General features: G+C 39.7%; 22 protein-coding genes and 1 tRNA gene. 9 read left to right on the forward strand and 14 right to left on the reverse strand.

Features of this window, described 5'->3' with window-relative positions:
- Positions 1–21: 21 nt before the first annotated feature.
- The 3 genes from IC612_RS02060 to fbp all read right to left on the reverse strand — a co-directional run bounded on the left by IC612_RS02060 (position 22) and on the right by fbp (position 4,115).
- On the reverse strand, positions 22–1,707 hold the full coding sequence (locus IC612_RS02060; RefSeq protein WP_194738515.1) for a glutamine--tRNA ligase/YqeY domain fusion protein: 1,686 nt from the start codon (positions 1,705–1,707) through the stop codon (positions 22–24).
- A gap of 384 nt (positions 1,708–2,091) precedes the next feature.
- Positions 2,092–3,087: an o-succinylbenzoate synthase gene (locus tag IC612_RS02065; protein ID WP_194738516.1), complete on the reverse strand. Its 996-nt coding sequence runs from the start codon at positions 3,085–3,087 to the stop codon at positions 2,092–2,094.
- Positions 3,088–3,095: 8 nt separating this feature from the next.
- Positions 3,096–4,115: a class 1 fructose-bisphosphatase gene (gene fbp, locus IC612_RS02070; RefSeq protein ID WP_194738517.1), complete on the reverse strand. Its 1,020-nt coding sequence runs from the start codon at positions 4,113–4,115 to the stop codon at positions 3,096–3,098.
- Between the two features lie 165 nt (positions 4,116–4,280).
- Here fbp and IC612_RS02075 point away from each other — a divergent pair, with 165 nt between their 5' ends.
- The 4 genes from IC612_RS02075 to IC612_RS02090 all read left to right on the forward strand — a co-directional run bounded on the left by IC612_RS02075 (position 4,281) and on the right by IC612_RS02090 (position 8,674).
- Positions 4,281–5,522 carry an aspartate kinase gene (locus IC612_RS02075; RefSeq protein WP_194738518.1) on the forward strand — a complete coding sequence of 414 codons (1,242 nt, stop codon included), beginning with the start codon at positions 4,281–4,283 and terminating at the stop codon, positions 5,520–5,522.
- Between the two features lie 5 nt (positions 5,523–5,527).
- Positions 5,528–7,348, forward strand: coding sequence for a lysophospholipid acyltransferase family protein (locus IC612_RS02080; RefSeq protein ID WP_194738519.1), 1,821 nt, complete (start codon positions 5,528–5,530; stop codon positions 7,346–7,348).
- A gap of 115 nt (positions 7,349–7,463) precedes the next feature.
- Positions 7,464–7,536: transfer RNA gene (locus IC612_RS02085), tRNA-Phe, on the forward strand.
- Positions 7,537–8,017: 481 nt separating this feature from the next.
- The gene (locus IC612_RS02090; RefSeq protein ID WP_194738520.1) at positions 8,018–8,674 is read left to right on the forward strand and encodes a matrixin family metalloprotease; all 657 of its coding nucleotides are present in this window, start codon (positions 8,018–8,020) and stop codon (positions 8,672–8,674) included.
- 252 nt (positions 8,675–8,926) lie between these two features.
- On the opposite strand, the gene IC612_RS02095 is transcribed toward IC612_RS02090, so the two are convergent.
- From IC612_RS02095 to IC612_RS02120, 6 genes are read right to left on the reverse strand one after another with little or no spacing between them, the layout of a single operon-like run.
- Complete coding sequence (locus tag IC612_RS02095; protein WP_194738521.1) at positions 8,927–9,286, reverse strand: response regulator; 360 nt, start codon at positions 9,284–9,286, stop codon at positions 8,927–8,929.
- Positions 9,283–9,858, reverse strand: a complete 576-nt coding sequence (locus IC612_RS02100) for a chemotaxis protein CheB (protein WP_194738522.1) — start codon at positions 9,856–9,858, stop codon at positions 9,283–9,285. The genes IC612_RS02095 and IC612_RS02100 overlap by 4 nt, the downstream gene beginning before the upstream one ends.
- Positions 9,859–9,865: 7 nt before the next feature.
- The gene (locus IC612_RS02105) at positions 9,866–10,732 is read right to left on the reverse strand and encodes a CheR family methyltransferase (RefSeq protein WP_194738523.1); all 867 of its coding nucleotides are present in this window, start codon (positions 10,730–10,732) and stop codon (positions 9,866–9,868) included.
- Positions 10,689–11,063 carry a response regulator gene (locus IC612_RS02110; RefSeq protein ID WP_194738524.1) on the reverse strand — a complete coding sequence of 125 codons (375 nt, stop codon included), beginning with the start codon at positions 11,061–11,063 and terminating at the stop codon, positions 10,689–10,691. The genes IC612_RS02105 and IC612_RS02110 overlap by 44 nt, the downstream gene beginning before the upstream one ends.
- Positions 11,064–11,074: 11 nt before the next feature.
- Positions 11,075–14,653 carry a response regulator gene (locus tag IC612_RS02115; protein ID WP_194738525.1) on the reverse strand — a complete coding sequence of 1,193 codons (3,579 nt, stop codon included), beginning with the start codon at positions 14,651–14,653 and terminating at the stop codon, positions 11,075–11,077.
- A 4-nt stretch (positions 14,654–14,657) separates the two neighbouring features.
- Positions 14,658–15,776: a hybrid sensor histidine kinase/response regulator gene (locus IC612_RS02120; RefSeq protein ID WP_194738526.1), complete on the reverse strand. Its 1,119-nt coding sequence runs from the start codon at positions 15,774–15,776 to the stop codon at positions 14,658–14,660.
- 222 nt (positions 15,777–15,998) lie between these two features.
- Between IC612_RS02120 and IC612_RS02125 the strand changes: the two genes are divergently transcribed.
- From IC612_RS02125 to IC612_RS02135, 3 genes are read left to right on the forward strand one after another with little or no spacing between them, the layout of a single operon-like run.
- Positions 15,999–17,171 (forward strand): thioredoxin family protein, encoded by a 1,173-nt coding sequence (locus IC612_RS02125; RefSeq protein ID WP_194738527.1) that lies wholly within the window; start codon positions 15,999–16,001, stop codon positions 17,169–17,171.
- Between the two features lies 1 nt (position 17,172).
- Complete coding sequence (locus IC612_RS02130) at positions 17,173–17,751, forward strand: DUF3575 domain-containing protein (protein ID WP_194738528.1); 579 nt, start codon at positions 17,173–17,175, stop codon at positions 17,749–17,751.
- Positions 17,752–17,756: 5 nt separating this feature from the next.
- Complete coding sequence (locus IC612_RS02135) at positions 17,757–17,963, forward strand: hypothetical protein (protein ID WP_194738529.1); 207 nt, start codon at positions 17,757–17,759, stop codon at positions 17,961–17,963.
- Here the strand turns inward: IC612_RS02135 and IC612_RS02140 are convergent.
- Positions 17,960–19,162 (reverse strand): exo-beta-N-acetylmuramidase NamZ family protein, encoded by a 1,203-nt coding sequence (locus IC612_RS02140; protein ID WP_194738530.1) that lies wholly within the window; start codon positions 19,160–19,162, stop codon positions 17,960–17,962. The genes IC612_RS02135 and IC612_RS02140 overlap by 4 nt on opposite strands.
- A gap of 3 nt (positions 19,163–19,165) precedes the next feature.
- On the opposite strand from IC612_RS02140, the gene IC612_RS02145 reads away from it, so the two are divergent.
- Positions 19,166–20,395, forward strand: a complete 1,230-nt coding sequence (locus tag IC612_RS02145) for an ABC transporter permease (RefSeq protein WP_194738531.1) — start codon at positions 19,166–19,168, stop codon at positions 20,393–20,395.
- 41 nt (positions 20,396–20,436) lie between these two features.
- On the forward strand, positions 20,437–21,423 hold the full coding sequence (locus IC612_RS02150) for a PLP-dependent cysteine synthase family protein (protein WP_194738532.1): 987 nt from the start codon (positions 20,437–20,439) through the stop codon (positions 21,421–21,423).
- Here the strand turns inward: IC612_RS02150 and IC612_RS02155 are convergent.
- The 4 genes from IC612_RS02155 to IC612_RS02170 are packed head-to-tail and all read right to left on the reverse strand — an operon-like array spanning position 21,420 to position 26,502.
- Complete coding sequence (locus IC612_RS02155) at positions 21,420–22,727, reverse strand: glycosyltransferase (protein WP_194738533.1); 1,308 nt, start codon at positions 22,725–22,727, stop codon at positions 21,420–21,422. The two genes, IC612_RS02150 and IC612_RS02155, sit on opposite strands and share 4 nt — an antisense overlap.
- Positions 22,727–25,261 (reverse strand): YfhO family protein, encoded by a 2,535-nt coding sequence (locus IC612_RS02160; RefSeq protein ID WP_194738534.1) that lies wholly within the window; start codon positions 25,259–25,261, stop codon positions 22,727–22,729. Before IC612_RS02160 ends, IC612_RS02155 begins: the two co-directional genes overlap by 1 nt.
- Positions 25,242–25,454 (reverse strand): hypothetical protein, encoded by a 213-nt coding sequence (locus IC612_RS02165; RefSeq protein WP_194738535.1) that lies wholly within the window; start codon positions 25,452–25,454, stop codon positions 25,242–25,244. The genes IC612_RS02160 and IC612_RS02165 overlap by 20 nt, the downstream gene beginning before the upstream one ends.
- A gap of 4 nt (positions 25,455–25,458) precedes the next feature.
- Complete coding sequence (locus IC612_RS02170) at positions 25,459–26,502, reverse strand: DUF6263 family protein (protein ID WP_194738536.1); 1,044 nt, start codon at positions 26,500–26,502, stop codon at positions 25,459–25,461.
- Between the last annotated feature and the right edge of the window lie 3 nt (positions 26,503–26,505).

Genomic DNA, 26,505 nt, shown 5'->3' on the forward strand with positions numbered 1-26,505 from the left:
TATCGGACATTTAGTGTTGCGTTATTCAGGTTTATATCCGTCCTTGAGGGTCACCGTTCTATTAAAAACCAAGTGAGAGTCTGTTGAATCCTGATCCTTAGTAAAGTATCCTATCCTTTGGAACTGTATAGGTTCGCCAGTTTTGGTTAGTGCAATGGCAGGCTCTCCATAACCATTTAATACTTTCAAAGAGTCGGGATTAATATAGGAGAGGAAGTCCGCATCCTTTTCAGCGTCTGGCTGAGGTACTGTAAATAACCTGTCGTATTCCCTGATTTCCACAGGATGGGCGTGTTTGGCAGAGACCCAATGGAGTGTCCCTTTGACTTTTTTTAAACTTTCTGGTGTACCCGACCCGGATTTACTAAGGGGCTCATAGGTACAAAAAACAGTTGTTACATTTCCTTCATTGTCCTTTTCTACGCTTTCAGCCTTAATTATGTACGCGGATTTGAGTCGTACTTCTCCACCTAGCTTAAGGCGGAAGAATTTATTGTTTGCCTCTTCCTTGAAGTCTTCCTTTTCAATATAAAGTTCTTTGGAAAATGGCATAGAGCGTTCGCCGGCATCAGCATCTTCCGGGTTGTTTTCAGTGTCTACATATTCGGTTGCATCTTCGGGGTAATTAGTGATGACAAGTTTTAAAGGATCAGTAACACACATTAAACGAGTTGCCTTTTTATTGAGGTCTTCCCGAACGAAAAACTCAAGTAGCTGAATATCAATTAGATTTTCCCGTTTTGCCACACCAACCCGATCAATGAAGTTGCGAATGGATTCTGGGGTATATCCTTTGCGGCGTAAACCCGAAACGGTAGGCATGCGCGGGTCATCCCATCCGTTTACCACTTTCTCTTCTACAAGTCTTTGTAATTTGCGTTTTGAGGTGATCATAAAAGATACGTTCATACGTGCAAACTCTCTTTGCTTATTACGAACGCTTGGGGGAGTGTATACCTGATCTAAATACCAGTCGTAAAGAGGACGGTGGTTTTCAAATTCCAATGAGCACAGCGAATGGGAAATTTGTTCTATATAGTCACTTTGTCCGTGTGCCCAGTCGTACATTGGATATATTTTCCATTTTTCACCCGTCCTGTGGTGCGGTCTTTTAAGAATACGGTACATGACCGGATCTCTCATGTTCATATTAGGAGAGTTCATGTCTATTTTTGCACGTAGCGACATGCTGCCCTCCTGGAATTCACCATTTTTCATTTTCTCAAAAAGGGAAAGTGATTCCTCTACTGGACGATTTCTGTACGGACTCTCAACACCTGATTCAGTAGGGGTTTTTCTCTGCTCGGTAATCTCTTGTGAGGACTGCTCATCTACGTATGCTTTACCGCGCTTTATCAGTTCTACAGCCCAATTATAAAGGGTTTGAAAATAATCAGAGGCATATAGCTCCTTATCCCATTTAAAGCCCAGCCATTCCACGTCTCTTTTTATAGAGTCTACAAACTCCTGCTCTTCTTTTTCTGGGTTGGTGTCATCAAACCGTAAGTTTACAGGGGCACTGTATTTTTCACCCAGGCCGAAATTGATGCAGATTGCTTTGGTATGCCCTATATGTAGATAACCGTTTGGTTCTGGTGGGAACCGAAAACGAAGATGCGCTTTTGGAAGTCCACCTGCTAAATCCTCTTCTATGATTTGTTCTATAAAATTAAGGTGTTTACGTTCCTCCTCTTTATGTTCGTTCATAATAGTTGTAAAATGCAAATTTAGTTAAATTAACTCATAGAAGCTTTAATTTACAATGCAGCGATTGTGTCTAAAATATTATAAATTATACTTCTTAATTATATAACACATATTGTTTTTTGTATTAATAAATTGTTAATCAAATCACATTAATATTAAAAATATAAATCTTTAATAAAATTTTAATGTAAAGATTATTGTTTATTAACACACTCTGTTGTATATTTGTGCAACAGTAAGTATCACTAAATCCTTGAATTCTATGAAAACATTGAAAGTATGGTTCGCCCAATGGAAAGAAAGGCTGAAAAAATCAATTTTTGTTGAGGACGTTATTTAACAGCCTCGTGGTTAGCATTTAAAGAAAAAGATCTGAAGAAACTTTCAGATCTTTTTCTTTAAAATATCTTGTTTCAATGTTAAGGATGACGGGAAATTATTGCTAAAAACTCCACCTGTGCCCAGTCCCTGCGGCATTTTTGGCGCTTTTGTATACGTGTACTGCGCAATGGCATTTAGCCCTATGTTACTTTCCAGCGCGGATGTTATCCACCAACCAACTTTATTTTTTTCCGCTAGATCAATCCATGAATCACAGCCACTGAAACCGCCCATAAGTGAAGGCTTGAGTATAATGTACTGTGGAACTATGTCCAAAATTTCTTTTTTTCTTGAATGATTACCGATCAATTCTTCATCAAGAGCGATAGGTACTGGGGTATTTCTGCACAGATTATATAGTAGGCTCGATTGTCCTGGCTTGATGGGCTGTTCAATGGAATGGATGTCTAAGGAAGATAATTCGTCTAGAACTTGTTCCACATTGTTTTTGTTAAATGCACCATTGGCATCTACCCGAATTTCCAACTGACTCGCTGGATAGCGCACTCGAAGCATAGCAATCACCTGCTTCTCGGTCTGCCAGTCCACACCAATCTTTAGTTTTATACAAGAGAACCCATTTTGAAGCTTTTCTTCAATTTGCCGCTCCATGTAGGTTCTATTTCCCATCCACACCAGTCCGTTGATTTGAATTCCGTCCTGGCCTCTTGAAAAAGCACTGGGAAAATACTCATCGCTTCCCCAATTCAAGTTTGCCATAGCCTGTTCGTAACCAATCCAAAGCGATGGATAGTTCTCAAGGTACTGGTATATCTGCTCTGGGTCTAAAGCAATGTTAGTAGCTAGCCAGTGGAGTTTTTCTTCATAATCGGGTACATCGTCACAGCTCAATCCCTCAAATAGAGCACATTCGCCCACTCCTTTCCTTTCATCTTCCTCCACGGTCAATATGTAGGTGTTCTTGGAGGTGAGGATCCCTCTAGAAGTACCTCCCGGAGTGATGAAATTTAAAGTATACTTTTTATAAGTTGCCCGCATAGATTTAATTATTCTTTGACGGCATCCATGCGCATAAATTCTTCGGCTTTTTCCACCATAGTTTTAGATCCACAATAAAAAGGTACACGCTGATGAAGTTCTTTAGGCTCAATCTCTAATATCCTTGTAAAACCATTTGATGCTTTTCCACCTGCTTGTTCCGCTAGAAACGCCATAGGATTACACTCGTACAAAAGACGAAGTTTTCCATCCGGTGCGTTGGCATAGGATGGATATAGATAAATGCCCCCTTTAATCATATTCCGGTGGAAATCTGAGACCAGCGAGCCGATATAACGTGACGTGTACGGACGGTCTTCTTCCATCATCTGGCAGTACTTCAAATAATTCTTAACGCCTTGAGGGAACTTGATGTAATTTCCTTCATTAATAGAGTATATTTTTCCTTTCTCGGGAAATTTCATGTTGGGATGCGAGAGGTAGTAAGTGCCTAGGGATGGGTCTAGAGTGAAGCCATTTACTCCGTTACCAGTGGTATAGACAATCATGGTAGAGGATCCGTACACCACATATCCTGCTGCAATCTGATTTACCCCTTTTTGAAGAAAGTCTTCTAGTTGCACCGGGGTACCGGGTTCGGTAACGCGGCGGTAAATGGAGAAAATTGTACCTACAGAGACATTCACATCAATGTTGGATGAGCCATCAAGTGGATCAATCAGTACGACGTATTTGCTAAGATGTCCGTTGGTTCCACAGGCGATATCCAAATAATCATCACTTTCCTCAGAAGCGATACCACAAACTACTTCTCTTTGAGAAAGCGCTGTTATAAATATCTCATTAGCAAGTACATCCAGCTTTTGTTGGTCTTCCCCTTGGATATTTGTATTTCCCGCATGCCCAATAATATCTGCGATTCCGGCTTTATTTACCTCGCGGTTTACAACTTTGGAAGCAAGCCGTATAGCACTTAACAGTCTTGAGAGTTCTCCTGTGGAGTATTGGAAATCGTCTTGTTTCTCTATTATGAATTCACCTAATGTTTGGAGTGATTGGTCGGACATTTTGAAGCTTTTGGTTATGTACCAAATTTCGGAAAATTATTTCACAAAAACACGATGTAAACGGAATTCCTAAACTTTCCTAAACTATAGAAAACACTTAATGGGACATTCCCAGTAATTGAGTAATTTTGCATTCATATCCACTTGGGTTAATTATGGTAAGAGATGGAGGTATTTAAATTTGGAGGTGCCTCGGTATGTGATGCCTCAGGAGTACGTAACGTAGGAAAAGTACTTAAGTATAGCACTGGAAAGGATATACTTATAGTTGTATCCGCAATGGGTAAGACAACGAATGCCATGGAGAAGGTTGTGGAGGAGTATCTTAATGGATCCTCATATCTTACGACCTTAGCTGAAATAGAATTTCAGCACCAACAAATTATTACGGAGTTATTTGGTAGTTCCTCCTCCACACTCCAGCAGCTTAAAGAAAAATTTAATCTCGCACGAGTCTTTCTAGATACCAACCGCTCCTCAAATTATGATTTTGTTTACGATCAGGTAGTAAGCGTTGGTGAATTTGTCTCGTCTCTAATTTTAAGTCGTTATTTAGATCAAGTCGGGATAAGTAATCAGCTCCTTGATGCTAGAGAATATATTAAAGCAAGCAGCGAATATAGGGAGGCAGGCGTGGACTGGGCACTAACCCAAGAAAGAATTTCCCAGATAGAACCACGCGGAATCTATGTGACGCAGGGTTTTATAGGTTCGGAAAGCAATAATTTTACGGTGACCTTGGGAAGGGAGGGATCTGATTATTCTGCATCTATATTTGCATATTGTTTGAATGCAATGGCGGTAACAGTATGGAAAGATGTCCCAGGTGTACTAAATGCCGATCCCAGGCATTTTAGTGAGACGCAATTAATGCCATTGCTTTCCTATTCGGATGCCATCGAGATGGCCTATTTTGGTGCTTCAGTCATCCACCCCAAAACTATACAACCACTGCAGCAAAAGAAAATACCTTTTTTTGTAAAATCATTTCTAGAGCCGCAGAAAGCAGGCACGAAAGTTCAAGAAGAGGAAGTGCTAAGCCCAGTTGAAACTTTTATTTTAAAGGAAAACCAACATTTACTTAGTCTTTCCAGTTTGGATTTTTCGTTTGTTACTGAAGAGCACTTAAGCTATATCATCGCCCGGATAGTTTTTTATAAAATCAAAATTTCACTGATACAAAACACTGCTATTTCCCTGCAGCTTTGTGTGGGAGACAAATACCACAATCTGGCTCTGCTTGTAGAGGAACTGAAAACGAAATTTGAAGTAGAAGTTACTTCTGATGTGCAGCTGTTCACTGTCCGTAATTACAAAGCAAGCACGTTGGACAAATACTACTCAGGCAGGAATGTGCTACTGGAACAGATGAGCAAAAGAACATTGCAGTTGGTGTGCAAAAAATAGTAGGTATGGAACTGATCTCACGCTCTGATTTAATTCGTGCAGCTAATCTTCAAAAATTTGGATTTTTGAAAGGCCCTATTGCTGAATTATTAATGAAGGCAGCTAAGATTGACAAAGTAAATGTATTTTATTCTAAGTTGGCCCATAAGAAGCATGAAGATTTTTTTTCTGCATTTATTGAAGAACTTGATTTAAAATATGTAGTATTCAAAGAAGACTTGGCGCGAATTCCAAAGACCGGGCCATTTATTATCGTTGCGAATCATCCCTTGGGAGCAATTGATGGAGTTCTGATGACCAGTATACTTTCTCAGATTCGACCTGACTTTAAAATAATGGGGAATTTTCTCTTGACACATATTGCTCCCATGAAGCCTTATGTGATCGCTGTGAACCCCTTCGAGGAAAAAAGAGAAGTGTATAGCAGTACCAAAGGACTTCTCGAGTCGCTGAGACATTTAAAGGAAGGAGGGTGTCTAGGTATCTTTCCTGCAGGGGAGGTATCCAATATGAACCACACGTACGGTCAAGTTCAGGATCGTCCGTGGGATGGGTCTGTTTTAAAATTTATTCGAAAAGCACATGTCCCGGTTATCCCAATGTATTTCAATGCTAAAAATAGTCCATTGTTTTATCAGTTAGCGCGGATACATCCAAATTTACAGACGCTACTGCTTCCTAGTGAAATGCTGCGTAAAAGAGATAAGCCAATACGTATTCGAATTGGCCGCCCTATTTCTACCAAGGTTCTCGACCAGGAAGAGAACTTGCAAGAATTTGGTGATTTAATTCAAAAGAGGATAAAGTTACTAAGTAGTTACTATGATCGCAGGAAAACTCTTATGCAGCTAATGAATCTGCGGAATTTGAAACTAAATCTTCCTCTTCCTCTTCTAAATCGTGAGAATATTGTACATAATATTATTGATCCTACCCCTGTGAGCGAGCTTCAAGCGGATATATCTGCCTTAAAACAGAAGGGAAGTATGCTTTTTGGAAATGGCAACTATGAGGTCTACTTTGCAAAGTACGAGGAGATTCCTGCAATTATGCGGGAAATAGGAAGACAACGTGAGATTACTTTTCGTGCAGTAGGTGAGGGTAGTAACTTGCCATTTGATCTCGATGCCTACGATAGAGATTATTGCCATCTTTTTTTATGGGATTCCGCGGAAGAAAAATTGGTGGGTGCGTACCGTTTAGCCCTTGGCCGGCAAATAATGAAAAATCAGGGCATACAGGGATTTTATACCAGTTCACTTTTTGATTTTGATCAGGAACTACATCCATTTTTTAAGAAGGTAATTGAGATGGGTAGAGCATATATTTCGCAGGACTACCAACAAAAACCATTGCCTTTATTCTTGTTGTGGAAAGGTATCGTGCACGTTTGTCTAAGAAATCCAGACCATAAGTTTTTGATGGGCGGCGTATCTATAAGCGATAAATTTTCGGATTTTTCCAAATCGCTTATGATTGAGTTTATGCGTAGCCATTACTTTGATTCAGCTGTCGCTCAATACGTCCATCCCAAACACGAATTTAAAGTTAAATTAAAAAACACCGATAAAGCACTTTTCTTAAATAGTCATGTCTCGGATCTCGCCGTGCTTGATAGAATTATCGACGAATTGGAGCCAGGACTCCGCGTGCCGGTTTTAATTAAAAAATACATCAAACAAAATGCAAAAGTAATTTCATTTAATGTGGATCCAGAGTTTAATGATGCCATCGATGGTCTTATGTATATTAGGATAAGTGATATTCCAGAAGATACCATAAAACCAGTAATGGAGGAGATAAATAGGGGAATGGCGCAAACGTAAAAAAATGGTCTTGACTATCAGTGGGTTTATCTGTATTTGTGAAAAAACTACAAATAAAACTTGCGAGATGTCCTTAAACGACTTATTTTTGCATCACTTTAAACAACTAAGTAATGGTTTCTTAGCTCAGTTGGTAGAGCAACGGACTGAAAATCCGTGTGTCCCTGGTTCGATTCCTGGAGAAACCACTTTTAAATTTAAGAGGATTTTATAAAATACTGAATTTCAGTAAATTATAAATCCTCTTTTTGTTTTTGTTCCTAAATTTTTTCCCTATTATTGTTTTGCTGGGTGTACCTTTTTTAACTTGATCAACTTTCGTGTTGCAATATTAACTTAGAAGCTCTTAATTGATATTATCGGAGTTATGTATATAATTTGTACTGTTTTTAGAGATTCGAAATGCTAAGGATAATTGGGGGTTCTAATGTTTAAAATATAATCCCAACTATTCAATTTAAAGTATTATTTCTATCCTGATCCGGCAGATAATATGATGCATATCTTATTTATAATATGTTGAAAATAAGTACTTTTGAGTTTATAAAGCAGTTAAATATTTAAAGACATACAACGAGTAGGCCAAGTCTGACCTATCCAATTTTCTATACCTACCTAAAAGCTTCTAGAAGAAATCAGCAGAATAAAAGGAATTAACTACATGGTAAAATGGTACTTAGAATTTTATATATACTTTTTATATTGATTATACTGGTTATTTCATGTGAGAAGAAAATCAACCATATTGACAGCGATAAGTTTTTGAAATCCATTAAAGATCTTTCTGGCATAAAGTCTAAAACGGGGAAGGTTTTCTATTTCCAACCATTAAACGGGTTCCGAATTGAGCAGGCAAATAGGCTTGCAAAGGAAGTTTCCAAAACTTTTGGAAAGGTCTACGTGGGGGAAAATCGAAAGCTCCCAAAAAGCTTTTATGTGAAGGAAAGAAACAGATATAGAGCTGATAGTATTATTAAGGTTTTGCGAAATGCTCATGGCCAAGATACCATTACAATAGGGCTTATAAGTAGTGATATATCAACAACTGCAAAAGGTGTGAAAGACTGGGGTGTCTTTGGGTTGGGATATCATCCGGGAAGTGCCTGTGTAGTTTCTACTTACAGATTAAAAAAGAGGAACGCAGATGAGCAGTTTTATAAAGTTGTTGTACACGAAATCGGACATACAATAGGTTTACCGCACTGTCCAGAAAAAACATGCTTGATGAGAGATGCAGAAGGTGGTAATCCGCTGGATGAAGAAAAGGATTTCTGTGTCAGGTGTAAGAAAATTTTAGTTTCAAAGGGGTTTGTATTACCTCACTGAAGTCTATGCTAATGCACTGTATAAATTTTTTCACCACCGCACGCTCATATTTCAGTGCACAGTATTGAAAACTGCTTCCGCTTAATTTAAGTACGCATAAAGCCTTGCCAGAATCTTGCGGGGCGGAGCGCATGGATTTCCAGGACAATCTCCCGTTTCCGACAAAGCTTTAAAGCTATTTTTCGATAATATATTAGCCACGTTAAGTTCCATCGTGGCCATGTATTATTTGAAGGTTTTATAAGGGAGTACTTACTTCGCTAAGAATTTAGATGCAGCTTCTTCAAATTGATCAATATCAAAAGGTTTTGCTAGATAATCGTCTGCACCTGCTTCCTCGGCGAGTTGCCACACATTACTATTTGCAGAAAAGTATATAACAGGGATTTTTTTAAGATCAGAATCTGCTTTTAATAGACGAGTGGCTTCAATCCCGCTAATGTCAGGAAGCCAATTATCCATAAAAATCAGGTCAGGCTGATAAGATTTTACCTGATGTACTATTTCATTAGTTGTAGGAGAGGTTCGCACCTCGCACCCCAAATCATGAAGTATTTCGGTACATAATTCCAGGATTTCAACATTGTCGTCAAATATGAATACTTTTTTCATGAACTTTCTAAATTACTTGCAAGTGCATTTATAAGCAAAGATATTTCTTCTGGCTGCACTATCTTTATATTCTTAACGATTTCTATTGCAGATTGTGGCATTACTGAGACTACTGCGGTCGCTGGGTCTTGAGCCCAAGTCTGTGCTCCATGTTCTGCAGCATAAACCATTCCACGCGCCCCGTCGGCATTTGCTCCTGATAAAATAAGGCATGTGAGCTTATCGTTATATACCTCTGCCGCGCTTTCGAAAGAAACGTCGATCGAGGGACGTGAAAAATTAATTTTCTCTGACGCATCAAGAGCAAATGTGTAATTTTCCTCAAAAAGGAGATGGTAGTTTGGTGGTGCGATGTACACCGTGTCGTTTTTAATGACTTCCTTTTCTTCTACTTCTTTCACATGCAGTAGAGTCTTTGAGGAAAGTATATCGGTAAGTATACTGTCTTTTCCTGGCTTTCTGTGTAAAACTATTATAATCGGGAACCCTAGTTCTTTGTTCAGTCCAGGTAGGATTTTTAGTAGCACATTTAAGCTGCCAGCTGATCCACCAATAAGAAGGGCTTTACACATGAAATTATTATTTGATTTTCTTCCAGATTTTCTCACTTCCAACCCGCTCGAAATTGCTAGCCACTTTAGAAAACTCTAATGTCTCTTTGGTGCCCAAGGCAAGGTAGCCAAATTTTTCAAGGCTTCCATCAAATAGAGAAAATACAGTGTTTTGCAGAGGGCGATCAAAGTAAATTATTACATTGCGACACATAATAAGCTGGAATTCATTAAAAGAATTATCCGTCACTAAATTATGAGTAGAAAAGATTATCTTTTTCTTAAATTCTTCATTTAGCTTTCCAAGCGAATAATTTGCTGTGTAGTAATCAGAAAATTGTTCGGTTCCTCCCGCAGCAATGTAGTTTTCAGTATAAAGCTTAATCTTGCTTAGAGGAATCATTGCTTGTGATGCATTCTCTAAAACTGCGCTGTTTATGTCCGTTGCATAAATAAGTGCCTTATGCAGTAAATTAAGTTCTTTGAGGAATATAGCAATACTGTACGCTTCTTCACCAGTACTGCAACCCGCTATCCATATTCGTATAAAGGGATAGGTTCCCAATTTTGGGAGTAGTTCCGATTTAAGATACTTATAGAAAGAAGGGTCACGGAACATTTCTGTCACGTTAATGGTCACTTCTTCTAGGAACCTCTTGAAGTACGAGGCATCCGAACGGATTTTAAAGCGGAATTCACTAAATCCCACAAAACCATCCATAGAATATAAACGGTTTATTCTCCTCTTCAAAGATGCTCTGGAATATCCGGTAAAATCATATCCGTACACTTCCAATACATCGGCAAGAAGTTGCTCTATTTGCGTGTTGCTATGTTCATGGTGTACCACTTTACTGCGCGAATTTCTGAATGAGTTTAGTAAGTTCTTCCACATTAACTGGCTTTGAGACGTAACCGTCCGCGCCCGCTTCAATACATTTTTCCTTATCCCCGGTCATTGCTTGCGCAGTTAGGGCCACAATGGGCAAATGTTGTATGCTTTCTCTACTTCTAATTTCTGAAATAGCCTCATAACCGTCCATCTCAGGCATCATCATATCCATAAGGACCAATCCGATATTCGTGTTGGCCTCAAGTATTTCCAGCCCCTGTCGAGCACTTAGGGCAGAAACACATTTGTATTTACGCGCTTTAAGCACGGCACTCAATGCAAAGATATTTTTGCTATCGTCGTCAATTATTAGAATTTCTTTAGTAGTGTTCATTTCAAGCAAGCTTATATTTTATCGTATAACCATACTCTAAGTAGGGAGAGTAACTGGTCAATATCCACGGGCTTTGATATATAATCGGATGCCCCTACCGCAATGCATTTTTCCCTGTCACCCATCATGGCTTTGGAAGTAACGGCTAATACGGGGAGATTTTTAAATTCATTTCGGGTGCGGATTTCTCTGATAGTTTCATATCCATCCATCTCAGGCATCATCATATCCATAAGGACTATGTCAATCTGCTTTTCTTGTTGCAGAGTTTGCAGTGCTTCCTTACCATCCATTGCTGGTAAGACTTTCATACCATGTAATTCCAGTGCTTTGGTAAGGGAGAATATATTCCGCACATCATCGTCTGCGATCAGAACCGTTTTATCTTTCAGAATGTTTCGAAGTTCTCCTTGAACCTGTATTTCTACAGCATTGGGTTTTGGTTTTTTACTTTTCTCCTCCACAAGATGGAGAAATAAGCCCGCTTCATCCAAGATTCTTTGGTAGGAATGTGCAGTCTTTACAACAATGGAATCCGCGTATTTTTTAATTCGATTTTCTTCACCCTTAGAGAGGTTTTTGCCTGTAAAAACAATGATAGGTAGTTTTTCTAGTCCTTCGTTCTGTTTAATGGTTTCCAGAGTTTCGTACGCTGTACGGTCAGGAACGCCCATATCCAATATGACGCAGTCTATTTCATGGTTTTGAAGCGAGCTGATACTATCCGAGACGTTGTTTGATATATTGGTATTAATATTATTGGCAGTAAGAAAATAGCTAAGCGCCTTGGCATGCTGTTCATTTTCCTCAACAATCAATACTTTTTTAGGATGACGGTTCAATGCATTTTCCAGCTTTTTGAAAACCTCCTGCATCTGTTCAAGAGCAAATGGCTTATTGATAAAATCCACTGCACCTTTAAGCAAGCTCTCTCTTTTAAACTTCATGGACGACATGATGTGCACAGGGATGGGTCTGGTAGCAGGGTTTGATTTTAATGCCTCCATAACCTGCCATCCGTCCATCACAGGAAGTTGAATATCCAGCAGGATGGCCAGTGGTTTATAGTGGTGTGCCATTTCCACTCCCAAGTCTCCACGAACTGCCACAAGTCCTTTGTATTGCTTTTCGCGCGCATAGTTAAGAAGAATCTTAGCAAAGGCCGTATCGTCCTCCACGATTAGAATGACCTTGTCGCCAGCAGTAATGTGGTCTCTGTCGTCCTCTACGGGCTGAGGGATGTATTCTGTGACAAAAGTAGGTGTTGGTTCAACATGTGCTGCTACCGGTTGAGCTTGGACGGACTTAGTCGTTTCAATGGTGGTTTCAGTTGGCAGTTGGGAAGAATCAACTGGAACCACGAGCGTAAAGGTACTTCCCGAACCTTCCGTACTCTCCAAAAGAATTTCTCCTCCCAACAGCCTTGCGAGTTCTCTAGAGATGGAAAGGCCAAGACCCGTTCCTCCGTATTTTCGTTGGGTGGAACCGTCTGCCTGCTGGAATGCCTCAAACACCATGTGTTGCTTCTCTTGTGGGATTCCAATTCCTGTATCTTTTACTTCGAAAAATACCTGACGGTCTTTTTCACTAATTTCAAGAGCAATACTGCCTTGAGAGGTGAACTTTATAGCATTGGAAAGTAGATTTTTTAGAATCTGCTCAATCCGCAATTTATCTGTCGTTATTTTGTCAGGTACTCCAGAATGAATTTTTGCGTTTAGTTCCAGATTTTTTTGATCAGCCTGCGCAGAGAACAGCATTATCATGTCTTGCGAGATTTCTTTTACTGCAACAGAATCCAATTCTAAGGTCATTTTACCTGCTTCGATCTTAGAGAGGTCAAGAATTTCATCAATTAATTGAAGAAGTCCTTGACCTGAACTTTGCATTACCTCTGCATATTCCACATACTGTTCATCCAAATCTTCACTCTCGGACATTAATTTAGAAAGCAGAAGAATGGAATTTAAGGGAGTCCTAAGTTCATGTGACATATTTGCAAGAAACTCGGATTTGTACTTGGTACTTTGTTCGAGTTCTAAGGATTTTTGCTGAATATCCAGATTTCGCTGTTCAATCAGAGCATTTTTCTCTTCCAAAAGACTGGTACGCTCTTCCAGTTCCTGATTGCTTTGTAGCAGTTCTTCCTGTTGTACACGAAGCTCTTCTTCCGAAGCAAGTAATTTTTGTGACTGTGCTTCTAGCTCCGCATTAATATTCTCCAGTTCGGAATGCTGTGTCATAAGTTCCTCAGACTGGGCTTGGGTTTCTTCTAGTAGTTCCTGCAACTTTAATCTGCTCTGCGTGCTAAAGAATGCAATACCTACGTTACCGGCTACTGTACGAAGTAGTTCACGTTCTAGCGGAGTGTATGAGCCCGTGGTACCCAGCTCTAAAACGCCAATCGGAATGTTATACCGTGTTATAGGAACCGCAACAATCTCAGCAGGTACCGTCTTGCCGGAGGCGTAGCTAACTGTGTGTGATTGGCTATCAACCTCCCGAACCACCGTTTTTTTATTTGATTTGAAGGCTTGACCAAGCAGACCTTCACCAACGCGTACTGTTTTTTGAGCGGAGCTTAGATCCAATGCATAGGATCCGACAAGATGAAGTAGATTGTCTTCATTGTGAAGATATACGGCACCCACGAAACTACGGGTTTGTACAGTGAGATGTTCCAGCACTTCGGCTGCCAGCTCCTCCATGCTTTTATCGCCCATCATCCTGTCATTTAACTGCGCTACGGTAGAGCTTAACCACTCTTTATCGGCAAGAGTGCTGAATGAAGATTGTAGAGATTCAGCCATCTTGTTAAGGGGTACGGCAACTGCTCCTAGTGTTTTCTGCGCATTTTCATCCCAGAGGATATCGTAATCTCCAGAAGAAATCTGCTCCGCAACCTTTTCTATTGCAACCAAACGATTTTCTGTTTCCTCATTTTTATGTTCAAGTTCTTGGGAAAGGTTTGCGATAGAGTAGTAGTTCTGGTAAACTTTTCTGTAAAACACCAGTGTGATCACAATAGCTAAAAAAGCGGATAATATAATAAGAAGAGGAGTGTACGATGCAAATTGCTCCATGGATTGAGTGCGGTTTTGCAAGGTCGATTTCTCTTCCGCCTGCATCAATGCCACAGCCCTACGGATATCGTCCATAGTATTCTTTCCACTAAGGAGTCTTTCTGCTGGCAGTGCTTCGCCTCGCCTGCTTGTAGCAAGATTTTCATCCAATACTTCAATTCGCTTGTTTATACTTGCTTTAAGCTGATTTAGATTGGATATCTGGGTAGGAGAATTGGTAAATTCGGCTGACAATAAGCGTAATGCTTCATCAATATTGTCCTTCGCATCAGTATAAGGCTCCAAAAAACGATCGTCTTTAGTGAGAAGATATCCGCGTTGTCCAGTTTCGGCATCTTTGACTAGTAGCATTACGTTGTCCAGATTGCGGATGGTTCTATTGCTGCTTTGCACCAAGGAGGAACTTTCAATCAAGTTCTTAATACTAATAAAGGATGCTACAGAACTTACTAGCAGCAATGCTAACGACAGGCCTAAACCGTAAAGTAAATTATTTTTAAAGTTCATTGTATTAGTTTTCTTGAGAGTGAATTGGGATGGTAAAAAAGAAGGTGCTACCCTCTCCGAGAGTTGAAACTACTCCAATCTTGCCTCCATGACGTTCAATTATTTCCTGACAGATGTAAAGACCGATTCCTAGTCCTTGAAAACGTTCTGAAGTCTCTTCAATCCTGTAAAATTTATCAAAAATTCGCTGGGTATGTTCATGCGACATACCAATTCCAAAATCTTGTACTGAAAAACGAAGAACATCTCCTTGGTCTTCGGTTCGAACAATAAGTTCCGTTGCATCAGGAGCATATTTTATTGCATTAGAAATAAAGTTCACTATTACTTGTTCAAGACGCATCTCATCCCCTTCTACCTCTTTAGTAAAACCAGGAATGTAACGTATTTTCACTTGATTGTTAGATTGTTGCATTACTTCCAAAAGATTTTCGAGCATAGTTGCAAAGTTAAAACTCTGGATATGGAACTTCAATTTTCCACTTTCAATTTTAGAAATATCAAGTAGATCCGCTATAAGAAGATTTAATTTTTCTATTTGATTTTGAACTTTCTCTAATCGCTGCAAACTGGTATCGTGATCTTGTTTTTTGATGCTACGCTCCAGTAATTGGATATATCCCTTGATGCTTGTCATTGGAGTCTTTAGCTCGTGGCTGGCGATACTAATGAATTCATCTTTTTTTCTTTCTGCTTCCTTTCTGAATTCTATCTCTGCCCGAAGTGCTTTCTGCATCTCGTTCAGCGCTCGGCTTTGTTCATAGATGCGGTAGAAGGTTTTTACTTTTAGAAGTAAAATATTCATGTCCACAGGCTTGCTTATGTAATCTAATCCCCCAGAGGAATAACCTCGCGTTATAAGATTCACATTGGCGCTAGCAGCAGATAGGAATATAATGGCTGTCTCTTTTGCGCGACTGAACCCAGATATGGTTTCAGCAACTTCGAACCCATCCATTCCTGGCATTTGTACATCTAGAATAATCAGAACATAAGAGCGGTTAAGAATTTTCTTCAGAGCTTCCTCACCAGAAGTTGCGGTATCAACCTCAAAGCCGTTTTTTTCCAAAACCTTTTTGAGGGAAATGATATTTTCCGGGGCGTCATCGACAATTAAAATCATGTCAGAAGTGGTTGTGTTTTTGGGATAGTTTCAAAGGTAAGAATTTATAAGTGATTCAAGCATACCTATATGATCCGATGCCCGACTGCAGCAAAAAGTATGCTAACTTTTCCCAAAAAAAAATTATGAACAATGGCGTGTTTTTTTCATAAGTATGACCTTGTTACATCTATGTAACCAGCAAAGTTACATTTGTTATCTTTGCCCCTCGAATTTATAAATATGAGAAACCTATATATACTACTTTGTGTTCTTGCTATATCCTTGGTGAGTGGACAAACAAGTATCAATTTTGAAAAGAGTGATTTTAGTACAATACTTGAAAAAGCAGAAAAAGAAAATAAATTAGTATTTCTAGATGCTTTCGCCAGTTGGTGTGGACCTTGTATTTTGATGGAAAAGAACGTGTTCACAGATCCTGAGGTTTATACATACTATAACCAGCATTTTATTAATGCACGGATAGATATGGAAAAGGGAGAGGGTAGAGAATTAGCCAAAAAGTACGGTGTTAACACTTATCCAAGCTACTTGTTTTTAAATGGTAAAGGGGAGGTTGTACTACGCGGATATGGATACTTAAAAGAAGAGCAATTTGTGCGCTTGGGTCAGGACGCTCTTATACAAGTGGGCGGTATAGAGTTGAAGAAAAGATTCATGGAAGGGGAGGAAGATCCTGAATTTTTAAAACAGGCATTCGGGATTTTTATAAAGAGTGATCCACTTTTTGCTAAGCAAATAGCTGAGCGGTATTTTTCTAAATTTACTTTAAAGGAGTTAGATAAATTAGAAGTAGCAATGCTTCTGAATTCTGTAAAGTCCGCTACGGACTCTAATTACGCAAAGTTTATCTCACTAAAGCAGAATCTTCTTGAACATATACCAGCTGAAGCACTTGACAAACTTCAGCGCCAGTATCAAATTAATGGAGCAATAGACAGTGCATTAAACTTAGAAACAGGCAAGTGGGATAAAGACTTGTTCCTGGAGAATACTAAAGAGCTGCTTACTACAAAGCAAGCAAAGGAACTGTGGCAAGAGGTGGGGCTGAATTTTTTTGGATTGACTAAAAATTTTAAAGAATACGAAGCGCTAGCTTTGGAAGTCATGGAGGAGGAAAGACTGCTTGAACCTCAACTCACTACCCAGATACTTTACACTTTTGCTGAAAATATTGAAAATAAGGAATCTTTTCGAGCTGCATTGGATTATGGGATCAAGGTACATAGTGGACATTCCACACCTGAGCTTAGCTATTTAATAGCTAAACTTTATCATAAACTTGGAAATAGAAAATTAGCTTTAAAATATGCTACGGAATCTGTTGCCCTTACTAAAGAGAAAGGGGCAGATGCTACTATACCGGAAAAATTACTAAAAGAAATTACTCAGTAGAATGAAGGCTGTACTTCTATTAATAGCTCTTTTTGGATATGGTACTATGCAGGCTCAAGAACAGCTAGAAGCCAAGTGGTTAGTGAAAGGAAATGCACTTTTAATACCGGGCATGATTTTGAATGTTGGTTCGGAGTACAAAGTAAGCATGCACTCTACATTGCAAGCAGACGTATTAATATCCCCTTGGAAATCCATATCAGGAAACCATGCGCAGGTATATATGGGGCATATAGAATGGCGTTACTATTTGACACATGCATTTGATAAATGGTACATAGGACTAAATACGGGTCTAGGGCTATTTGATCTTACAAAATGGAATTATTCGGGTGCAGACAAGTTCCAAAGGGGTTTTACTATCTTAGCGGGTGCCACCCTAGGTTATCAGTATCAAATTTCTTCCAAATGGTATATGGACTTATTTGTGGGTGGTGGAACTAGTCAGGCCAATTACCATGGTTATGAACTTGTACCGCCCGACCGCTGGATACGATACGACGCAGCAAGTGAGTGGAATAAAAGTGGAGAAATAATACCCTACCGTGGAGGGGTGATGATAAGTTATAAAATCAGATAAAAGATATGAAACTATTTAATAAAACGCACCTAATACTCTCATCCATCACTTTTACCATACTTTTCTTAATGAATTATCTTGGCAGTGATGCGTCTGACCGTATTAGCAGAGCGCTTTTAAATGCAGTTGCTGGTGTAGTAGGTCTTTCGATAGGGATGTTCATACTTTATAAGAACAAGGACGATAAAAATCCCCCAGATCGTTTTGATTAATCCTGGTAGATAATATACTTGGATCGGATTTCTTTAAATTCTTTTAAATCCTTCTTCCAGCTTTCCTTTATTTTATTTTCGTCCCATCCTGCACTTATCTGAAGACGTAATTTGTCGGTTCCGGCAAGCTTGTCAAAGAATAGATTTGGGAGGAAAAATTTTTCTTTTTTATGGTCAAATTGATTGTAGGCTTTTAGAAGATAACCAAGGTTTAAATTATATAGTGCTGAATAGTTTTTGGTAAGATTCTCCCCATGTGATTCCCTTCCATTTAGAAAAGGGTCCTTCGCTCCATAGGAAGGCCTAGGTGTGAAGGTATAAGGCATATCTTTTAAGTAAGGACTTCCGTAGATTTGAAACGGATTCGGTGTTCCACGACCTACAGAAACATTTGTGCCTTCAAAGAAACATAGGGAGGGATAGAGGTTTATTGCCATCGCGTTGGGCAGATTAGGGGATGGGCTGACAGGAATATCGTACCGTTGGGTTTTTTTATACCCACGCATTGGAATCATTGTATAATCTGCTTGCACTTTATTTTTCAACCATTTTTCTCCATTCACCATCATTCCGTACTCCCCTATAGTAAGGCCATAAACCACCGGAACTTTGTGGAGCCCCACAAAACTGCTGAATTTTTCTTCTAAGACGGGTCCGTCAATATATCCGTCGTGCGGATTAGGCCGATCGAGAACTATTACTTTTTTATTGTTTTCTGCAGCTGCCTCCATCACATAGGTAAGTGTGGAGATGTAGGTATAAAAACGTACCCCGACATCTTGTATATCAAAGAGAATTATATCAATTCCCGTCAGTTGCAAAGAGGTCGGTTTCTTGTTGTTGCCATAAAGCGAGATGATGGGCAATCCTGTTTTTTTATCTCGACCTGCTAAAACCGTTTCTCCCGCATCCGCATCCCCTCGGAATCCGTGTTCGGGTGCAAAAATACTCCGCACATTAATCCCTTCTTCCAAAAGAAAATCTACCACATGCTTACCGCTTCTTAAAAGACCGGTTTGGTTGGTTACAACAGCTATATTTTTGCCTTTCAACAGAGGTAGGTAAAGAGACGGTCTGTCTGCAGCGGGGAGGAAACACTCATGGCACGTGGGCGTACTATGAGCTTGTGCTACAAATGGAGAAAGGAAAAATATTAGGCAGATCAGTACTAAATTTCTATTTTTGGTTCTTAAATTCATGCTTTGAAGTTTCCTCTTTATTTTTCGAACAGAATCGCTTTTTCCAAAGATAACAAAAATAATCTCTCACGGATTATCATTTTCATTGGGAGACTCTCTGTTGCATTAGGGGTTATAGTCTCGCTAATAACTGTTTCCACAGGGGTTGGGTCCAAAAATGCGATCAAAAATCGATTGGCAGATTTTGGTGGTGCAATTCAGATAAAATCTCAACAATCTAATTCTTCGTACAATTCCACGGTTTTAAATACTGAAGGTTTTCAAATCGAAAAAGTTCAAAACACGCCCAATGTATCGGGCGTGCAAAAGTTTGTAACAGTCAGTGGTATTATGCGCACTGAAGAAAACTTTGCCGGAATCATCTACAAAGGAGTAGGTAAAGATTTTGATTCGCACCGGTTTGCTAAATTTATCGTGAGCGGGAAAGTGCCCGTGGTCACCGAGCAAGGATACAGTAACCAAGTCATCCTCTCAGAGAAGATTGCCTCTGATTTAGCAAAAAGGGTAGGAGACAGTGTGGTCACCATTTTCTCCAAAGAAGATCAGAAGCCTATTTATAGGAAATTCGAAGTGGCGGGTATCTATAAAACGGATATCAAGCTAATTGATGACCTGTTTGTAATTGGAGGTATCAACCATGCACGAAAAATTCAAGATATGGAGAAGGATCAGGTAGGTGGCTACGATGTATTCCTTCAAGACAATGATGCTTTGGAACAAAGTTTTACAGCACTACAGAAGGCAATTGGTGCGAAAAATTATCTGGAGAAAGTTACGGACAAGTATCCCCAAATAGTGGATTGGATAAATATATTTGATACTAATATCGCACTTATTATTACAATTATGCTTGTAGTTGTCATAATAAACATTATTATGGTTCTTCTAATACTAATAATAGAACGTACCAATAGCATAGGGCTCCTGAAGACTTTAGGAGCCACTAATGGTCAGATACGAACAATTTTCATCAACTATACACTGCTGATAATGGTTCCCGGGCTTTTGTTTGGCAATCTTATTGGGATTGGTTTACTACTTCTTCAAAAAATGACAGGATTTCTGAAATTGGATCCAGAGAACTACTATGTAAGTGAAGTTCCTGTAGACTTGAATCCAATTTATATTCTTTCTATTTCTTTAGGAATTTTAGTTGTTTCGGCAGTTGCCCTAATTCTTCCAAGTTACCTCATTAGTAAGATTTCTCCAGTGAAAGCGATAAAGTATACCTAAGGTAAAAATGGTATATTTGCCACCCCAATTGAAATTCAACTATGAGATACGCTGAGAATATACTGGAGACCATAGGGAATACCCCTTTGATAAAACTAAACAAAGTGCTAGGGGACGATTTTCCAGCACTTGTCCTAGCCAAAGTAGAAACCTTTAATCCCGGTCATTCAGTTAAAGACAGAATGGCGTTAAAGATGATTGAAGATGCCGAAAAAGACGGCAGGCTTAAAGCCGGAGGAACAATTATCGAGGGAACATCTGGAAATACAGGAATGGGTCTAGCTTTGGCTGCAATTGTGAAAGGGTACCACTGCATTTTCGTAACCAATTCCAAACAATCCAAAGAGAAGTGTGATATTCTAAGAGCGATGGGTGCAGAGGTGGTGGTATGTCCCACCGATGTGACGGCAGACGATCCACGTTCGTATTACTCGGTTAGCAAATCACTTTCAGAGAGCACACCTAACAGTTGGTATGTTAACCAATACGACAATCTGTCCAACCGTCAGGCGCATTACGAATCTACTGCTCCAGAAATATGGGATCAGACAGAAGGAAAACTCACCCATTTTGTTGTAGGTGCAGGGACTGGTGGTACCATTACGGGTTGTGGGAGGTTTTTTAAAGAGAAAAATAAAGACATACAAATCATTGGTGTAGACACCTTCGGCTCCATCCTCAAGGAGTACCATGAAACAGGTCAGATACATCTCGATCATGCCTACACGTATATTACGGAAGGTATTGGAGAGGACATAATCCCGGAAAATTACGATATGTCTGTCATAGATCATTTTGAAAAAGTCACCGACAAGGATGGTGCATTGTACGCAAGAAAACTAGCAAAAATGGAAGGTATTTTTTGTGGGTATTCCGCTGGAAGTGCAATTGCAGCATTAGTGCAAATGAAGGAGACTTTTAACAGTACAGACGTTGTAGTGGTACTTTTACACGACCATGGATCCCGATATGTAGGAAAGATTTACAACGACGAGTGGATGAAGCAGCAAGGTTGGCTAGAGGACTAATTCAGCTCCTGTTCGAGAAGGCTTGTAAGAGCTAACGTAAGATTTTTTCGGGAAAATTCATAAACTTTCTCAGTGCTCCTTCGGGGAACTTGATTTTGCCATTGATTGAAAAGTTCTCGTATATGTTCTTTTAGTGCGCTAGTATCCTTATAGCCGAAATGTGCGCCACCACTTGTGTATGAAAGTATTCGAGAAACATCCGCATTGTTTGGACCGAACGATATGATTGGTACAGCCGAGGCAAGATATTCAAATAGTTTTCCCGGAATTATTCCTTTGTGCTTGCTATCAGGAAAGTTAGTTAGTAGAAGAGTATCAGCTCTATTCATTTCTTCAAGTGCTTTCCTATGCGGGATATACCCCTTATAGTCAATGTTAGAAGAAAAGTTTCTATTTTGTAGATTAAGAATTATTTTAGGGTCAACTTTCCCTACAAATACGAAGCGAAATACACTTCTGAACTCTGCAATCTCCCGATAAATTTCTTCTAGAACATCCCAAAGAATGACCGGATTACGTAACTGCTCTAGGACTCCAATATAGGCAATCGTAAAATGCGCCCTATCCTTCTCTTCGCTGGAAGCCTCAGGAAGGTCTTCGGGGTCGTAACCATTCGTGATACAATATGCGTTGGCTCCTTTGGCTCTAAAATTCTCAGCGTCAGAGTAGCTAGTTGCGAGCACCAGATCGGAATGTGTAAGCACCGCACTTTCCATCTGGTAGTGAATTTTTCTGGCCAGATTTGTTAATTTAAGTTCACTGAAATAGGAGATCTCCGTCCATGGATCACGAAAGTCCGCGACCCATTGCAAGGTAGAATTGCTAGTTTTCAGTTGTAAGCCTATCAGGTGCACCGAATGGGGAGGCCCCGTAGTAATTAGAACAGGTAATTGTTGCGATGTAAAGATTGTTTTTTGAATATACTTTACTGTGGGCTGAATCCAAAACCGTCGGGCATCAGGAATAAAGAAATTTCCCCTAATCCATATAGAGATCCGCGACAATATGCTTTGGTTCTGCGTTTTATCAAATTGCCCCGCTTTAAATTTTTTGTTGGATCGACTGAATTTTTCAGCTATGGTATAGGGTTCCCATATGGGTAATCTGTGTATGTCTAGTCCACTTGGAACCTCTTTTAAAAGCGTTTCGTCTGTGAGAGGATAACTTGGATTTTCAGGTATAACTAGGGTGATTCTATAGCCCATCTCACATAAATACCTTGTGAATTTTAACCAACGCTGTACACCTGGTCCTCCTGCTGGAGGCCAATAATAGGTCACTAGTAGGAGATGTTTAGAACCCATTAGAGCTTAGTGGAGTTAAATCCTAGCTTTCTTCGTTGCAGTATCCAAGCTGCGATCATAACCAATAAAAATCCGAAGAATGTAAGCATAGAAATCCATTTGCCAGTCTCTAACACGGTAGGTTCAAATACCATCTCGACCCGGTGGGTTCCTGCAGGAATATACAGGCCTCTCAACATATAATTAACTCGTAAATGGGGCACTTTCCTTCCATTCAAAGTAAATTGCCATCCGTGCGGATAGTAGATTTCAGAAAATACTGCAAGTTGCGGGGTTTTAGTGCGTGCAGAGAACACAATGTGATTGGGCAAATACGTTTCCAGATTTAAAGTAGCGGTCGAGTCTAAGGTCAATGTTTTGCCCTGAAGATAAGCCATCTGATCCTGATGTACCGCTGCTTCTGTTTTTGAATCAATCGTACCGAGTGACTCTAGTTCTTGCTCTGCAGAACGCACTGTATGCACCTTAGATACAAACCAGGCATTGCCATTGGCTCCAGCATTTTGCATTAGTTGTGGTTCAGTAGCGCTTCCGAAGACAAAATACTTTGCATTAAGTATATTGAGTATTTTGGGTACTGCCACCGTATCCATGGTGTTAAAATAGCGGTTAATTACATCGTCGTAGCGCCTTAGTTTTGCAGCGGAATACCCTCCCACTGAAGAGTGAAAATACGATGTGTTGGTTTCGCTGAAAGTACCTAGTGTTTGATTGTATACTCTATATTGGGAGGAGTCCTTTTCATTTATTTCTTCCAAAGCCTTATTTACCGGTATTTGACTGATTAGGCCCTGTATGTAAGGGTTTTCCTGTGATTTTTCGGTGAGATAAGGTGAGCTTTCGGTAAGAAATGGATTTTGAGAAAAAGCGCTATCAGAAAAATTGCTTTCATTTAAGTAGCGTTTATTGACGCTCCACAAATCTAGTAGAGAAATGGCACCTATTAAAATCAATGCAATATTTAAAGGTACCTTTCTTTTTAAATTAAAATACAGAATAGCAGCAGTAACTAGTACCATCAAAAGAGTCTTTATAGCATCTGCCTGAAACATTTGACTTCTTTCGGTAGTTAAGTAATCCAGCAAGTAATCTGGTAAATATTGTTTTTCTGTCTCAGTGGCAAACCCAAGCAATGATTTACCACCCAATAGTAGTATTAGTACCAGAGACACCGCAAAGGAAGTGGCAAATAAGAGGCGCTTTTTCTTTTCCGCTACGACCATATCTTTTAGAAACAGAAGTCTGTAAAGACCCAAGATGGCGATAAGAGGGAATAGCAGTTCCACTACCACTAAAATAGATGAAGGTGCTCTAAATTTATTGTAGAAGGGTAAATAATCGATAAAAAAGTCGGTCAGTACGGAAAAGTTATGGCCCCAAGCCAATAAAATAGTAAGAATTGTGGCTGTTAATATCCAAATACGGTGACGGAAGGTTGCTGCAAAAAATCCTAAAATGGCTAGAAATACTACCACAGCACCTTGGTAGGCAGGTCCTGAGGTCCCGGGTTGGTCGCCCCAATATGTGAGAGATCCGAACCCTCTGGAAATTTGATCCATTTCCTCTTGTGATGATACATTGGACTGTACCAAGTCCTGTATTTCAGACATCATTACCTCACCTTCTGGTTCTGAACTTCCTCCGCCCATTAAGCGGGGTATGAAAATATTAAGAGTTTCGAGTTTGCCGTAGCTCCACATCGTGATGCTTTCGCGGCTTAATCCTGATTTAGCTTTCTCCGAGGAATTTTCAAGGACATGTTTCCCACGTGTCGTTTCCTGTACATATTGGGCATTTGTAAGTATACGTTGGGCATTCATTCCCAAGCCAAATCCAATGGCTCCAAGCAGTAGAGCTAATGAAATAAGGATATGCCTCCAAGGTCCCTTGGTTTTGAATGTGCGGTAGAGCTCAGTGAGAACGAAAATCCCTACTGCCAGAAAAAGGTAGTAGGTCATCTGGGGGTGGTTGGAACTCAACTGTAAAGCAGTGGAGAGGGTGAGTGTAAGAAACCCCCACCAGTATTTCTGCCTGACGAAAATAAGTATAACACCTGCCAGGAGTGGCGCGAAATAGGCAATTGTATGGACCTTACTGTTATGCCCGGCTGCTATTATGATGAAAAAATAGGTGGAAAAAGCGAAAAATGTAGCCCCAAGTAATGAAAGTTTCCAGTTTCGAAGGGTAACCATACCCAGCAAATAAAATCCAGCAAGTAGCAGAAAGAGATAGTTTGCGGGGCGAGGCAAGAAATTCAGTACATAATCAACCTGTTTAATTAAGTCTCCCGGAAACTGTGCGCCAATTTGGTACGTGGGCATGCCAGAGAACATGGAGTTGGACCAATAGGTCTCGGTTTGGTTTTCTGCCCTAAAGTCAAGAAGCTCTTTAGCGCCGCCCCGATAATGCACAATATCGGGTTGCACGAGTTCCTTACCCGAAAAAAGTGGGGTAAAATAAAGATAGCTAAGTCCAATAAAGAACAGCAGAATACCTGCTGAGATAATCCACTTATTATTTGCCTTTATTTTCATTTTCTTTAATTTCTTCGTATTCCACAGTTTGTGCATCCCATTGAATCTTTTGGTCCAGGGTGCTTTTTTTATCTTTCTTCAGCGACTCTGATTTTGGCCACTGATAGAATGACTTAAAGAACATTCTCTTTAAAATATTCCAAACAAAAAAAATTATAATCGTCGAGAGTATTGTAAGAAGGATGAATTTCATGTAATTATTTTTCAGGATTTACTATGATTGTCGCAGTATTGGAACTTTTAAGCGATTGTGACTGTTTGCCGTCCGAAAGAGTCTCTGTTTGATCTGTTTTTACTGTGATATTTTGATTCTTGATCCATCCGCTTTCCTGGTCCAAGAAAATACTACCCGTCTGGGAAAGCTCTGATGTGATAGTTTGAGTGATGCCTTCTTGTGTTCTTTTATCCGATTTACGTGGAATCCCCCCACGAACTGTTATTTTTACCTTGCCATCCTTTACTTCATCCAACGTATAATGGGTTGTGAATTTAGAGGAGCCATCCTGAGAGGCATTTTCGGTTTCAGACCATTTCTGTCCAATTTTAGCCCCGGTTTTAGGGAGTACAATCAGATTTTTGGAGAATTGCTCATTAATGGTTTTTTCGTTGAAATTTGCCTGAAAACTCTGAATAAATCCTTTCCTCTGCTCTGCATCCTTAATATGAGTCGTGGCTAATTTATTTATTTCGTTGTATATGGGTTCAAATCCTTTAATGGATAAGACTTTTCCTGTTTGGTCCATTTGCATCTGCAATTTTTTGCCAGCAAGAGCTTTATTGATTTCGTACATCATTTTCAGCTCCGGCTCTTTTGGTGCAGAAGTTCTGGTGTCAATACGAACTGTTTTACCGTTAGCCGTTTGCGAGCTGCTTTTCCCTAGTAGGTTAATAGTAATGGCATACACACCATTTTCCACAGAATTGACCAAAAAGGACATCTCGTCAGTAGAATTACTTGTTGCGGTAGCTTTTTTTCCATCCGGTCCGGTCATACTTTGAACATTTCTTTGGTAGGTGACCAATGGATAGGTTTGACCCTTTTGTAGAAAAAGGCGCTGGGTATATATTCCTGCGGAGTCTTCAATAGCAAGTTTTATTGTATTGGGGGTTGTGCTATCTGGTGCGGTGCCAACGGATGTTTGTAGCGAATCGGATTGGGCTTCACTAACGGTTGTTGTTTCCTTTTTATTACAGGAAAAGAGAGCGATTACTGCAAAGGCAGTGGTAAGATATTTTTTCATTTA

It is taken from the genome of Planobacterium oryzisoli, from assembly GCF_015354315.1.
GTDB lineage: Bacteria > Bacteroidota > Bacteroidia > Flavobacteriales > Weeksellaceae > Planobacterium_A > Planobacterium_A oryzisoli.